Raw genomic sequence first — 14,803 nt, 5'->3', positions numbered from 1 at the left:
CAATATTTTGAAAATTTGGCTCACTTCGGTGAGCTATTTTTTTTTGATTAAAAAATACACAAGCATCTGATTTAATGGTGTTTAATCTCTAAATATCCTAAAAAGGTTAAGAAAAAATGACTTATAAGTTACCATTCAATTAAAAAGTATTTTTTATATAAGTAATTGAATGAAAATAATAAATTTAAAATATTGAACTGATCAAAAATTTGTCTTACAAAATACTTTTTGCCAATTGCAATGAACTATTTTAATCTGCGCTCATTCAGTAGTGAGGTCAATGCATGATTTCATGGTTTTTTATCGGTTTGGTGATCACAATTTTATTGACACCAGGGCCAACCAATACCTTGCTTGCATCATCGGGTATTCAGGTTGGTATCCGCAAATCTTTCCGATTAATTCCAGCAGAAGCATTGGGTTATTTGATTTCTATTACACTTTGGGGCGCCTTAATTGGTACGGTGTCTACTCATCTCCCGTTGTTGCCCACCATTCTAAAATTATTCAGTGCAAGCTATATTATTTTCTTGGCGATTAAATTATGGCGCACGGCTAAAGTCGAGCAAAGCTTTAATCAACCTACGATCCGTGCGAGTGAGCTATTTTTAGCGACTTTACTGAATCCTAAAGCATTGTTGTTCGCCTCTGCAATTTTCCCAACGATTGCATGGGTAAAAGCAGACTATTATGTGGCACACATGTTGGCATTTTTATGTTTAATCGTGCCGATTGCTTTTTTCTGGACATTTATTGGTTCGGTGCTCGCTAAAAATAAAATTAGCTGGCTCAATCAGTGCAATCTACAAAAAACAGCTTCTATTGTGTTGCTGAGCTTTTCAATTCCTTTAAGTTATTCGGCTTTGTTGAGTCTATAAAGCCAACGTTGTATCTAAAAGTTGTATCTACTGGAAATAGGGTCTGTTGACATTTCATAAATGGCTTGCGCTGTAGGCTAAAACTGAGCAGATCAGGCATGAAACGCAGGGAATAGTGGGTCTATTGCCAAGTTTCATAACGCAATCTGAGAAAGTTTTAGCCACATGAGCGAGAACAAAGCATTGCTTTGTTTGCTGCGCAAGGGGACAAGCATATTTTTTGCTGCTATTGCGTTATGTGCCAGTCATTTAGAATGACTAAATTTCCTGTCCCATGCCTTATATCAGCTAAAAAATATGCGTTGTCGCAAACATAGACGAATTGTCAACAGCCCCTAATCATTGCACTTAAAAAAGCGATGTGAGGGAAACGGCTGGTTTTCATTAACTTAGATTTCAGTTAAAGTACAGCACAGTTAAACATTCATATTTTGGATAGAAAATAAATGGCAATTAAGTCTGATCGTTGGATTCGCGAAATGAGCGAAAAACACGGCATGATTGAACCGTATGCTGAAAACCAAGTTCGTTTTGACGAAAATGGCGAAAAACTCATCTCTTATGGGGTGTCTAGCTACGGTTATGACGTGCGCTGTGCGCGTGAATTTAAAGTCTTTACCAATGTTCACTCAGCAATTGTTGATCCAAAAAACTTTGATGAAAAAAGTTTTATCGATATTGAATCTGATGTGTGCATCATTCCGCCAAACTCGTTTGCTTTAGCACGTACGGTTGAATATTTCCGTATTCCACGCAATGTATTAACCGTGTGTTTAGGTAAATCGACCTATGCGCGTTGCGGTATTATTGTGAATGTCACGCCACTTGAGCCTGAGTGGGAAGGTCATGTAACTTTAGAGTTTTCCAATACCACGAACTTACCTGCACGTATTTATGCAGGCGAAGGTGTGGCACAAATGTTGTTCTTTGAATCAGATGAAGTTTGTGAAACCTCGTACAAAGACCGTGGTGGTAAATATCAAGGGCAGACAGGCGTGACCTTGCCTAAAGCATAAGTGATTAACCCATCACAATTTTTCTGTTGAACAAGCGAGCCAATGTGCTCGCTTTTTTTCATTCATCGGAAAGCTGTGCTGTTTAGCCAGTTTGTTTTGCATTTGCATAAATATTCAGCATAATTAAATATGAGAATGCTTTGGCATAATCACGTTTTTAAGGATAAAAACACTCAAATAAATAGCCAAGCTATAGATAAATAAAAGAAAGATGCGGAGCATCAGATAAAAGGAAGGTCGAGATGACTGAACACGCAATTACTTTCCCTTTTCGTAAGCGTTGCTTAGCCACTGCGATAGGCTTATTTTTGACGAACCCGAGTTATGCTTTACAAGCACTCTCCGATGACTCTTTGTCAAATACCACAGGCGAAGGGGTTGCTTTAGTCCTTGATGATTTCAAAATGGTGTTTCAGCAACCGAATGACCTATCAACAGGGTCGAGCTATACACGTGGCTTAGAAAACCCAAGTCAATATGATACGGGCTTTATTCGTATTATCCCGACGGGGGAGAATTATCAGAATATTTCAGAACATACCTATAAGAAAGTTTATAATCAGGTTTATGATGCTGAATATTTGGCAGGTGTTTCAACTACATCAACATTATACCAAAGTACCTATACAACGACTTTCAATAACTATAAAACACAAAATTATAGCTCTACAAAAACAGCAGTGAGCAGTGAAATCTCAGTTGGTGTGCGTCAAAGTTTAGTGGCAGAATACTTTGAATCTGACCGAATGAAACAATATTATCAACAGCGCTATAATGAATATTATAATGAAGGAAGGATTAATGCGACGAAGGATGGAACGACTATTCCTAGTGCTGCAAATCCAACTTGGAGGAATAAAGATGCATCTACCAAGTATGCATTACAGAATACATATGAAATGATTGAAATTTTATATGGCAATAGAAGTACTGATACCGTACCTTCAACACAGTGGACGCAAGGGGTTACAAGAGTTAATCATATTGATCCTAAGGTTACTCAAACTGTAGAAACAGTAACTCAGGAGCGACTAAACCTTGAGGGTGATAAAATTGCAAAAGCAGCAGCTACAAATGCAATCAAAGAATTAGAATTATTAGCAGTAGATAACGCAACTCAAGCAGCAAAAACAGCAGCAGCACAAACTTCAGTGGGTTCACTCAGAACCAAAGCAGATGTCTTTATTTATGGTCTGGCATTATCTAAAAGTGATAACTCATTAAGTAGCCGTTATAGCAATCAAGGCTTTAACTGGGGTTCAGCAGATAACCCATGGTTATTCCGTGCAGGCACAGAAAAAGTAAAACAATTTAAAAATATAGAAAAAGATGTTGGTTATTTAGCATTAGAGGCACCGCTCGCAACTACAACGCCAACTGAAAGTGATAATAATATTAAATTGGGTTTTTGGACTGATATTTTTTCGCGTCAGTTGAACTCAAGCGCAGAGGTAGATCCAAGCACTGGGGCGCCAAAATCTGGTTTAGATAAAGAGCACCGTTTGCGCACACAATTTGTTGCCAATGGTTTAAGTTTAAATGGTTCGCAGACTCGACTATTTCAGACTTTAGATTCTGATAATCCAAATCATCATCAAACATTGGGTATGGCAAGTGTATTGCGTTTAAATACTAATGATAATCCTGCGAATTTAAGTTTCACAGATTCAAACTTAGATAGTAAAGGGATCCGCATTAGTACAGCAGCAAAATCAGATACTTTGGATGGAACGGCGGTCACACCAGCAATAGATGGTTCATTAGCACCAGTTTTTCATGATATAGAAGGTCTGTATTTATACAGCCCAAATATCAATTTAGTTTTAGGGAATATGTATCAGCCTTTTGTGGTTGGATCTGAGGGCAATAATATTGTGCTGGAAGTAACACGTATTCCGAATGTTCCTGAAATTTACAATAAAATTTATCAAAATTATGAAGATGGAAAGGGTGGATATTTAGGTTCTACAGCATTTACAGGTTCTACCTGTAATGTAGTGAGCTGTGGCTCACCGCTAAAAGCCAATGTTAATGACAGTGCTGCGATGTATCAAGGACGTAATGCGACGCCTAGTATTGCAATTGGTACTGTAGAACGCTTGCCAAATAATATGTTGCGTGCCAAGGATCATGATAATGCCACAGGTGTTGTATTTAAAGGTGTGGATGGTACTGCTAAGAATCTAGGTTCAGTTGCAATAGATGGTGTGCTGATTCAGCACCTTAAATTTAAAACAACAGGTCTATAAAAGGAGAATCATCATGTTGAAAAAACTGATTTGTATTGCATTGATGTGTAGTCCTTTGACCCATGCCAATTTAATTGCACTGGAAAATCATGAATTAACGCAGGCTACTGGCCAAGGTGGAGCAGACCTCAGTTGGACGTTATCGTTAAACCATGAATATGCCGAAAACTTAGAACTCAGCAATATTTCTAAATTTAATGGTGGGACTAAACCTACAGAAGTTTACTATCGCTATAGTAAAAATTGTGCTGACAATAATGTGCTCTGTCGTTTAGCCATTGCACCCAACAACCATGAAGATAATAACGGCAATAAAAAATGGCTGGTATTTAAACAAATGCAGGGCACCATACAAATAGATAAATTTTCTTTAGATGGCACTACCATTATTAACTATAAAAATGACCCACAAACCGCTATGCAGCTTAAGTTTTATGATGATAAACCATTAAAAATTAGAAATTTAGGCTTCGCTGCATTATCTATTGAAACAGGTTCTGGGCAGGGAGTAAATGAAGGTTATGCAAATTCAGAGGTATATACCAATTTTCTAGGAAGAAATTATCAACAAGATGGTAGTTATAACTTAGTTCAGCAAGATGTACCTTTGTTTGATCAGGGCGCTGAAAAAGGATTTATGGGCTTAAATATTCACGGCAATATGCACATGTCTGGCAATGTGAAAATATTTAGCTACAACTGTACAGGTTCAGCAGCAAGTCGTTGTTGAATATAGGATTAAGTACAGTATAGGGAAATAAAAATGAAAAAAATAATGCAGTTGAATTTATTAACATTGAGCGTACTTTGTGCGCAACAAGTGTATGCTTTAGAGCTGATTGCAGACCAGCATTTGTCTGATGTAAGCGGGCAAGATGGTATTGTAATCACCCATGAAATGTCTAAAGCCACGATTAATCAAGTCAATTGGTATGATCCTGATTTAGTGGATGGAGCTCAATTGGGTCTAGGCTTACATAATGTAGAAATTAAAGGACAGAATAACCAGCCTATTATCAGTAAGCTTGCTTTAGATGTGGGGAAAACTGATGTTGGTGCAGGTGTGCGTATCGATGCGAGCATTGATGCTTTTCAATCGACCGCAGATTTAAACTTAGTCAAAAGAAATTGTGTTGGAAATAGTTGCACCAAGGAAACACAAAGCTTGGGTCAGTTCGGCTTAGAAATTAAATCACCTTTAAAAGTTTTGTTAGAAACTAAAGCAGGTTTATTTAATCAAAATGAAACGGCACATTTAAACTTCCAGTTACAGAATGCCAAAATTAGTCATGGTTTAGGTAAGCATCAATTATCTATGCATGATTTTAACTTTAATTTTGCGACTGACGGCTATATGTTCATTGATGCCGATGATGGATTGGTCTTTACCACTAAAAATGGCACCACCGACCATTTTGTGAATCTTGGGCGAGTGAAAGACCTGAGTGATGTTGCAAGTAGCCGACAAAATGCAACCAATCCTGGGGTCAATATTGACTTACGTTATGATGATAAAAATTTAATTCGCTTTGGTGCATCAGGTGCGGTGAGCAATGCGAAATTGTTTTTTAATGGGCAGCAAAAAAATGTTGCCAATTTTGACGTTTCGAATAAGGTCAATGGTGTAATTGAAACTAAAAATACCGCAGTTACAGGCTACGATACTGTGGTGGGGCAAGGTGGTTTGCATTTGGGCCTATCGGCTGATTTTACCAATCAAAATACGACAGGTTTGGCCGCAGGGCAATTACCAACAACTTTAGAAATTGGGCACACAGGAAAAGGCAGTTATGCGGTTGAATTTTCGAATTTAAGACCGCTAACCACACGTGATGCACAAGGTAATTTACACAATAAAAATGCCTATATCGATTTTGGCGATATTTATATTAATACCGTACAAGCGAAAAACCTCAATTTTTTAGTCAATGAAAATATTAAAAATACTATTGGTGCAACCAGTCCTATTTTAAACCAGTTGCTATCGAGTAAGCTTGAAGGTGACCAGTTCTCACTGATTGCTGTTCGTGGTATGGACTTTCAGTCTATTGCAGCCAAAGCTAGAATTATTTCTGACAACTCTTTAAATGAATTGACAGGTGATGGTGGTTCTTGGGGTATTGGGATTCCAATTTATAATTTAAATGCCAATGTGGCCTTGTCGGGTAAACAATATCTGTCACCTTATGATGGAACGAACAAAACCGGAATTGGTTATAACGCCATTGTTTCTACCGAAGGTTATGGCATTGATTCAAAAACAGGCTTACCAAGTACCACTTCTATTATCTTAATTGATGGGCAAAACAGCCTGCATGCTGGTGAAGCTGTCAACTATTATGCTGGTTTAAGAAATATTGATGCATTAATTCAGTCCGATGGTGTGATTGGTTATGAAGATGAAGGGATTTATATTCGTGCTGATCATTTATTGATTGCAGCAAAAGCAGAGTTAGCGGTTGGACAACTACCGGGTTCAAAGTACAACTGCGTCACAGGATCAACGAAATGCGGTAGCTTTGTACCATACGACAATTTCTCTAAGAAAGATGATGTGTTGACCACAATCGCTTTTAAATTAGATGGAAATGGCGAGTTGTTGGTCATTCCTGGAATGGATCCAACCGATATTAATCCAAACTCAAACTTTTTGTCTTTTGATGCGAACTTTAAGTTTAGAAGTCTAGATAGCACAGAACAGGCAGATCCGAAGAATTTAGGTAGTTATTTTAGTTTGATTAATGAAGATCAAGTGAATAATGAAACTGTTCAAACGTCTTCAATTAACTTGAATCGTATGGAAGGGCATTTAGGTGTTATAGGAAAAGTCGTCGTCAGTGCAGATACGGTCACTTTAGACAATCAAGTTAAATTTAATTATAAAAATGATATTGCTCAACCCTTTAAAACAGACTTTGCAATGTCTACCAATGGCAATATGCAGAAAATCGCATCTGTCGCGCTTACAGGTGGAACGATGCGCAGTACATTGGGCATTACGCCACGCTAAAGGATAGAAATAAAATGAAAAAAACAATTTTAGTTGCATCTATTTTAAGTACAGCTTTTTCATTCAATTCTGCTCACGCGATGCAGGCTTTAAATGATGATCAGTTATCTCATGTACAAGGTCAGGCACTTTTGAACCTGATGACTGCGACAGATCAATCACAAGGATTAAACTTTTATAAACTAAGTGTTGATGCACTCATGGAGCTCAATGCCAACATTAAAACACTACAACTTGGTTGTGGTGGTGTAAATAACGCGATTGGTGGTAAAGCGGGATGTGATATTGATATTTCAAATATTGCATTAAGTGGTTTGAATGAATCTTATGATTCAACAGGTAGTCCAAAGTTTAATGGTGAACGTGCGGGTACCAGTGCGCAAATTACCAATCCATTTATTGAGTTTGCAATTAGTGGAAATAGTGCGTCAACACGTGAAGTGGTTGGTTTTCGCTTAGGTGCTGAAGAAATTTTAGGTCTACTGACTTTGGGTACAGATAACGTACAAAACCCCAATGACGGGATTAAAAGTTTTAGTGGTTATATGAAAATGGCACAAACTCAAGGTCATTCATTTACTGAGCAAGCGATATTTGGTATGACCGATGATGAAATTATTTCTGGTCGTTTAAAAGCTTTGGGGCAAACAAGACAGTTTGATAGTAAGCCATTTACAAATGGTGTTAGAACAGAAGGGCATACCGGGATTACAGTTCCTTCTATGAAAGTAGATTTTACTATGCCAGAAACGGTGGTTACAGGTCAACGTATGACTGCTGCCAAAGTGAGTGGTATTCGCTCATCTATTCCTTCTATTCCTTTAGCTGTTGCAGAGCCGGGTAAGAGTTTACCGGGTAGTGTTCAAGGAACTCCTGATTTCTCTCAAGACCAGCTTTATGTAGAATTCCCTGCTTTATTATTTGGTTCTCTTGGGACACACTCATTCTTTAAAATGGCAGCAGGCTCGAGTTTGGATGAACTTAATATGGATATTACTTTTGTTCAAGCTTTGAATATGATTCACAATATTCCACTCAATGGCACAGGAGGGTATTTATCTCTGCAAAGTAAACCTGTGCATTGGCAAGGAGCCGATCAGGGTGATGTTGCTCAACAAGGGTGGTGGATGTCTTTTAAAGAACCTATACAACTGGGATATTTAGCAACAACAGATAAGGTTGATATTTCTGCGGTATTACCACAAGTAGCTACAGCGATTAGTGACTATTTGCTCAATAAATCCGAACCAATTGATGTTGGTGCTTTTGAGGCTTTAGGTTCTTTGGCTGGCGTAGCAGTTGAAAAAAAATTGAATATTAATGTAGGTCAATTTACGAATTATGCAACAGGAAATCCAGCTACGATTACATTAAAGGATAAGCTTTTAAATAACCAAAACGTTACCCCTAACTGCTATGGTGGTATGAAATTCTGTTAATCCCAAACGAAAAAAATCCCGAAACTTGTGCGGGATTTTTACTTAGTGTTTAATCTTATTTGGCAATTTGGATGAGTAATTCTTCTTTCGTCAGGTTGCTAGATTCAGCATCACGACGACCTTTATATTCAAAAGTACCTGCATCTAAACCTTTCTCACCAATCACAATACGGTGCGGAATACCTGTAAGCTCAAGGTCAGAGAATTTCACACCAGGACGTTCATTACGGTCATCCAGTAATACATCATAACCCGCATCTTGAAGTTCAGCATAAAGTGCTTCTGCTGCTTCTAATGTACGTGGTGATTTATGTGCATTCATTGGCACAATCGCAATTTCAAATGGTGCGATGGCTGCAGGCCAAATAATCCCTTTATCATCAAAATTTTGTTCAATGGCAGAGGCAACGACACGTGTTACTCCAATCCCATAGCATCCCATGGTAACAGTAAACGGTTTGCCATCTTCACCTAATACTTTGCAGCCCAACGCTTCTGAGTATTTAGTACCAAGCTGGAAGATATGACCGACTTCAATACCGCGTTTAATTTGTAGAGTTCCTTTGCCATCTGGAGATGGATCGCCCTCAACGACGTTACGTAAATCGTAAACTTCAGTATATTGTGCATCGCGTTCCCAGTTCACACCTGTTGCGTGTTGATCAACTTGGTTTGCACCTGCAACGAAGTCAGACAATATCGATGCAGCACGGTCTACAATCACTGTTATGCCTTTTTCAACCAAACCTTGTGGACCAACAAAACCAGCAGTTAAACCTAAAGCTGCAATTTGTGCATCGGTTGCAAAAGTAAGTGGTGCAGCAATCTGTGGATGCTTTTCTGCTTTAATTTCGTTGAGTTCATGGTCACCGCGCAGGAATAATGCAATCACAGGCACTTTACCTGTTTCATCTGCAATACCTTGAACCAAGAGCGCTTTGACTGATTGGTTGCTATTTGTACCTAAAAATGCAGAAACTTCCGCAATGGTTTTTTGATTTGGTGTATCTACAATGTTGAGTTCTTGCGTTGCAGCAGCACGTTCACCCACCAAAATAGCTTCAGCCATTTCAATATTGGCTGCATAATCAGATTCGGTAGAGAAGGCGATATCATCTTCACCGCTTGAAGCCAGAACGTGGAATTCATGTGAACCAGAACCACCAATAGAACCTGTATCAGCTTGTACTGGGCGGAAGTCTAAACCTAGGCGCGAGAAAATACGGCAGTAGGTGTCGTACATTACATCGTAGGTTTCTTGTAAAGAAGCTTGATCGGTATGGAAAGAATAAGCATCTTTCATAATAAATTCGCGTGAACGCATTACCCCAAAACGTGGGCGAATTTCGTCACGGAATTTAGTTTGAATTTGATAGAAGTTGATTGGCAATTGCTTATAGCTTTTTAATTCATTACGCGCCAAATCGGTAATGACTTCTTCATGTGTTGGGCCAAGTACAAAAGGATTGTCGTGGCGATCTTTAAAGCGTAGTAATTCAGGACCGTATTGCACATAACGACCTGATTCTTCCCAAAGTGAAGCAGGCTGAGTGACAGGCATAAAGGTTTCTAAAGCACCTGCGCGGTTCATTTCTTCACGAACAATGGCTTCAACTTTATTTAGCACACGCACACCCATTGGCAGCCAAGTATATAAACCTGAAGCCAATTTACGAATCATACCCGCACGTAACATCAGCTGGTGAGAAATCACCTCGGCATCGTTTGGGGTTTCTCTTAACGTAGCAAATAAAAAGCGACTCGCGCGCATGGAAACTGTCCTAAAAAGTGAAGCGTTAAATGGAGTTTTTTCAAAGCCAGATTATACAATAAAAATCGGGCTAAACTTGCGTTAAAATTTAGCCCGAGCGATTGTGTGATTTTACGTGAGATTTTAAGAAATCAGTTTACGCGTTTGGCGTAACATAAAATTCTTAAAATCATCTAAGTAAGTGAAAATGACAGGTACGACCACCAATGTTAGTAGGGTGGATGTAATTACACCGCCAATGACTGCGTGTGCCATAGGCGCACTTTGTTCGCCGCCTTCCCCCAAGCCAAGTGCGAGTGGCACCATCCCCATCACCATTGCACTGGTGGTCATTAAAATAGGGCGTAAACGGGTTTTCCCTGCAGCTATAATTGAATCATAACGTGAATCGCCCTGATCCATGGATTTTTTAATAAAATCAATTAGTAAAATCGCATTTTTGGTGACCAACCCCATCAGCATAATAATACCGATAATGGAAAACAAGTTCATGGTCGAGTTAAAAATAAACAGTGCCAAGAATACTCCAATCAACGATAAAGGTAGGGAAGCCATAATTGCTGCGGGGTGAATGAAACTGTTGAATTGCGAACCTAAAACAATATAAATAAACACAATAGACAGGGTAATTGCAGTCAGTGCATAACCTGCAGATTCAGCCATGTCAGCATTGGCGCCTTGTGTATCGAAGCTATAACCTGCGGGTAATTTAAAGTTATCCTGAATTTTTTGAATGTCGGCACCAATGTCACCTGCAGGACGTCCAGCAGTATTGGCTTCGACCAAAACTTCACGGGCTAAATCACGACGGTTAATTTGTGCTGCACCTAAACTTTCCTCAAACTTCGCCACACTTGCCAAAGGCACTAAAATATTTTGTCCATTGGCATCAGTTTTTTTTGAAGTTAAATACATATTTTGCACATCGCTCGGCAAGCTACGATGGTTTTCTGTAAGTCGAACATTGACATCGTAGGTTTCACCACGTTCATCTTGCCATGTCGTAACATTATCCCCAGCGATGAGTGGTCGGATAATATTGGCAATTTGATTGACTGATAATCCTAAATCACTGGCTAAGACACGATTTATATGCACACCAAGCGTAGGTTTAGGCGCTTTCAGTGAACTTTCTAAATCGACAATCCCCTCTACCTGTGCAATTTCGGACATAAAGCGGTCAGAAATTTTTTGTAGTTCGGCTAAATCTGGGCCTTTAATGGAAATCATCACGGGCTTTTGACCACCCGACACTGTTTCGTCTGCAGAAGCCACCGAGGTAATACTAATGCCTGCAACACTTTGCAAACGCTGACGGAATTCATTGTTGAGATCAGTCAGGCTTTGTTGGCGTTCATTACGCGGGCTAACGGTAACACGTAAACTAGCATGGTTTTTCCCCCGATCTGTCACGCTGTTAATGGCTCCGTAAGTCGCGCGAACTTCAGGGTGTTGACGGATGATTTGATCTACTTGTTTTAATTTTGCTTGTGAATATTCAAGTGAGGCATCCACAGGTGTTTCAAATTTAATCCGAATCTCACCTTTGTCGGGTACAGGTACAAACTCCGTACCAATCAGTTTGGATAATCCGAGTGCTGCAAATAATGAGCCCACTGCAATCAATAAGGTGATAACGCGAAATCGTAGTGCTAATTTTAAAAGTTTTTCATAATGATGGCTTAAATTGTCGAGTTTGTTAGAAATCCAGTTTAAGAAGCGTTTTACCCGTCCAGGTTTTTTATTGGGATTTGGTTTTTCTGCCCAGTGTGCAGAAAGCATTGGATCCAGCGTAAAACTGACAAACATGGAAATCAGCACGGCAGTACTGACGGTGACACCAAATTGATAAAAAAAGCGTCCGATAATGCCGCCCATAAATGCCACAGGTAAAAATACCGCCACAATGGTTAAGGTGGTTGCTAAAACTGCTAAGCCAATTTCTTTAGTACCATCCAAAGCAGCCGTGACATGGTCTTTACCCATATCTGCATGACGCACGATATTTTCACGTACCACAATTGCATCATCAATCAATAAGCCAATACTGAGCGAGAGCGCCAGTAAGGTCATCATGTTGATGGTAAAGCCAAATGCCCAAATAAAGGTGAGTGTGCCGAGTAGGGCGATTGGCAGGGTCAATCCTGTAATAGCGGTAGAACGGAATGAACCAAGAAACAACAGTACAATCAGGACTGCCAGAATCGCACCTTCAATAATGGTACGTGCTACATCACGGATACTGCCACGAATCCCTTTAGAAGAATCCACCACGACTTTTGCAGTCATGCCAGCAGGCAGTTGGGTTTGAATACGTTCTAAGGTTTTATAAGTGTTATCTACCACTTCAATGACATTAGAGTCTGAACTACGCAAGATATCGACAGCAACCGCAGTTTGCCCATTTAAAAATGCACTGGTTTCCAGCTCTGCCTGACTGTCTTGAATTGTGGCAACTTGTTTTAAAAAGATGGGCGCACCATTTTTATTGGCAATAATTAAATCGCCAAAAGCCAGAGGATGAATGACTTTGGATTGGATTTCGACCACCAATTCACTATTGGCTTGTTTGAGTGTGCCGCCAGGTACTTCAATATTTTCAGCTTTGAGCGTGTTGATGACCTGATCTACACCTAAGCCAAAACTCATTAACTTTTGTGGATCTACCTCAATCCGAATTTGTCGCTGTGCATCACCCAATAAATTAACAGTTCCGACACCAGACACAGTGCGTAGTTGCGGTACAACTTGTTGATCTAAATAGGAACTTAAATCGCGTAAGGACATTTGTGAGGATTCAAAAACTATCGACATCACTGCATTGGCAGTTGGATCGTAGCGCTCCACCACTGGGTCTTGAATTTCATCTCGAAACCCTGCACTGACAGACGAAATTTTATCGCGTACATCTTGTGCCGCCACTGCCGAAGGAACATCTAAATTAAACTCGGCAATAATAGTAGATAGCCCTTCACTGGATTGTGAAACCAGTTGTTTGAGTCCAGAAATGGTGTTGATCTGATCTTCCATTTTCTTGGTGATTTCAGATTCAACTGTTTCAGGTGATGCACCCGGATAACTGGTATAAACCACTACAAACGGAAAATCGACGTCAGGAAATTCTTCCACACCCATACGTTGCCATGAAGCCAAGCCAAGCACCATTAGACAAAACATCATCATGATGGTAAAAACGGGATACTTGACGCTAACTCGGGTAAACCACATAACAACGATCCTGATTTTTTATTTATTGGACATCTGCACTACTGCATTGAGATGAAATTCAATTTATTGAGGGTTATTTTGAATGATCACCTGCTGCTGAATTTGATCGGGGTTGAACACCACTCGACTGACTAGATCACTGCTCTGTAAGCCTTGAATCACAGCAGTATTGTCACTATAGCGCTGTTCTAAAACTGTGATATCCACGCGGGCAATTTTTTGATCTCGAATCACCCAAACATAAGGTTTGTTTTGGATATCGTGAATGGTATTGAGTGGGATGATTTGCCCTGAAATTGTCGTGTTCGCTAAAATATAACCATCCACAAATGCCCCAATACTTAAAGAGGGAAGACGCTCAAGCGGGGTCGCAAAAAATTCAATTTGACGACTGGCTAAATCCGCAACAGGAGAAACACGGCTAATTTGTGCATTAAATGTGTTTGCTTGTCCTTGGAGTTGATATTCAATTTTTTGACCAATTTTGAGTGCGGCTTGTAAGTCGCTTGGTAATTTCGCTTGAATTTCTAATTGGTTCGGATCGACGACTTCAAATAAGGTTTGTCCTGCAGCCACAGTTTGCCCAGGCTCAACTTGACGTTGGGTAATGACACCATGAATTGGACTGGTAATCGTGCCATCTTGATCGGCTTTTAGTGCAATATCGACATTGGCTTGTTGGGCGCGTACATTTTCCATTTGCGCACGATAATCTAACTGACTTTGCTCATATTCCACTTGTGAAATAAAACCCTGATCGAGCAAACGTTTTTTTCGTTGCATCATGTTGCGGGCTTGGTTGGCTTGCGCTTGCGTTGCAGCTAAATTGGCGCGAGCTTGTGCTAAACGCGCAGCATTATCCTGATTATTTAAGCGTAGCAAGGTTTGACCACGTTGTACGCTATCTCCCACTTTGACATAGACTGAGGTTGCTATGGCAGTCACCTGTGCTTGAATACTGCTTTGATTCACAGCACGCACTGTGCCTGTAAAGGCAGTTTTACTGATTGCGCTGCCTTGTTGTGGTGTCACTAAATCTTGCTGAATGAGTTCAATTTTTTCTGATACTGTTGTTTTATTTTCAGTTTCTGTTTTTTGGCAGGCACTCAGCAAAATACATAAACTGATTGCACCGATACGAAAAATGGGTAAATGCTGCCGATTAAACCTAACTGCGATACGCTGTGCAATGTGCATGCATATTTGTCCTTA

Annotated in this window: 9 protein-coding genes; 6 read left to right on the top strand and 3 right to left on the bottom strand. The window is 39.7% G+C overall.

The window, feature by feature from the left end; all coding sequences use genetic code 11:
- Positions 1–284: 284 nt before the first annotated feature.
- The 6 genes from HX743_RS00315 (at position 285) to HX743_RS00290 (ending at position 8,592) form a co-directional block, all read left to right on the top strand.
- Positions 285–878 (top strand): LysE family translocator, encoded by a 594-nt coding sequence (locus HX743_RS00315; protein ID WP_070152620.1) that lies wholly within the window; start codon positions 285–287, stop codon positions 876–878.
- A gap of 446 nt (positions 879–1,324) precedes the next feature.
- Entirely contained in the window at positions 1,325–1,894 is a 570-nt protein-coding gene (gene dcd, locus HX743_RS00310; protein ID WP_004975507.1) for a dCTP deaminase, read from the top strand.
- A 242-nt stretch (positions 1,895–2,136) separates the two neighbouring features.
- Entirely contained in the window at positions 2,137–4,143 is a 2,007-nt protein-coding gene (locus HX743_RS00305) for a hypothetical protein (protein ID WP_178318194.1), read from the top strand.
- Between the two features lie 13 nt (positions 4,144–4,156).
- A complete protein-coding gene (locus HX743_RS00300) occupies positions 4,157–4,873 on the top strand; it encodes a hypothetical protein (protein WP_178318193.1) in 717 nt (238 codons plus the stop codon).
- Between the two features lie 33 nt (positions 4,874–4,906).
- Positions 4,907–7,153, top strand: a complete 2,247-nt coding sequence (locus tag HX743_RS00295) for a DUF6160 family protein (protein WP_178318192.1) — start codon at positions 4,907–4,909, stop codon at positions 7,151–7,153.
- Positions 7,154–7,167: 14 nt separating this feature from the next.
- Positions 7,168–8,592, top strand: coding sequence for a hypothetical protein (locus tag HX743_RS00290; protein ID WP_178318191.1), 1,425 nt, complete (start codon positions 7,168–7,170; stop codon positions 8,590–8,592).
- 55 nt (positions 8,593–8,647) lie between these two features.
- Here the strand turns inward: HX743_RS00290 and HX743_RS00285 are convergent, their stop codons facing one another.
- From HX743_RS00285 to HX743_RS00275, 3 genes are all read right to left on the bottom strand, one after another.
- Positions 8,648–10,363 (bottom strand): proline--tRNA ligase, encoded by a 1,716-nt coding sequence (locus HX743_RS00285; RefSeq protein ID WP_178318190.1) that lies wholly within the window; start codon positions 10,361–10,363, stop codon positions 8,648–8,650.
- Between the two features lie 123 nt (positions 10,364–10,486).
- Positions 10,487–13,591 (bottom strand): efflux RND transporter permease subunit, encoded by a 3,105-nt coding sequence (locus tag HX743_RS00280; RefSeq protein ID WP_178318189.1) that lies wholly within the window; start codon positions 13,589–13,591, stop codon positions 10,487–10,489.
- Positions 13,592–13,654: 63 nt separating this feature from the next.
- On the bottom strand, positions 13,655–14,788 hold the full coding sequence (locus tag HX743_RS00275; RefSeq protein ID WP_178318188.1) for an efflux RND transporter periplasmic adaptor subunit: 1,134 nt from the start codon (positions 14,786–14,788) through the stop codon (positions 13,655–13,657).
- Positions 14,789–14,803: the final 15 nt, after the last annotated feature.

This window comes from Acinetobacter sp. Swhac1, from assembly GCF_013390985.1.
GTDB classification, from domain to species: Bacteria; Pseudomonadota; Gammaproteobacteria; order Pseudomonadales; family Moraxellaceae; genus Acinetobacter; species Acinetobacter towneri.
This window is presented reverse-complemented; position numbering and strand designations above follow the sequence as displayed.

Coding starts and splice junctions, on each gene's coding strand:
- HX743_RS00315 (WP_070152620.1), top strand. CDS start 285: ATGATTTCATGGTTTTTTATCGGTTTGGTGATCACAATTTTATTGACA.
- dcd (WP_004975507.1), top strand. CDS start 1,325: ATGGCAATTAAGTCTGATCGTTGGATTCGCGAAATGAGCGAAAAACAC.
- HX743_RS00305 (WP_178318194.1), top strand. CDS start 2,137: ATGACTGAACACGCAATTACTTTCCCTTTTCGTAAGCGTTGCTTAGCC.
- HX743_RS00300 (WP_178318193.1), top strand. CDS start 4,157: ATGTTGAAAAAACTGATTTGTATTGCATTGATGTGTAGTCCTTTGACC.
- HX743_RS00295 (WP_178318192.1), top strand. CDS start 4,907: ATGAAAAAAATAATGCAGTTGAATTTATTAACATTGAGCGTACTTTGT.
- HX743_RS00290 (WP_178318191.1), top strand. CDS start 7,168: ATGAAAAAAACAATTTTAGTTGCATCTATTTTAAGTACAGCTTTTTCA.
- HX743_RS00285 (WP_178318190.1), bottom strand. CDS start 10,363: ATGCGCGCGAGTCGCTTTTTATTTGCTACGTTAAGAGAAACCCCAAAC.
- HX743_RS00280 (WP_178318189.1), bottom strand. CDS start 13,591: ATGTGGTTTACCCGAGTTAGCGTCAAGTATCCCGTTTTTACCATCATG.
- HX743_RS00275 (WP_178318188.1), bottom strand. CDS start 14,788: ATGCACATTGCACAGCGTATCGCAGTTAGGTTTAATCGGCAGCATTTA.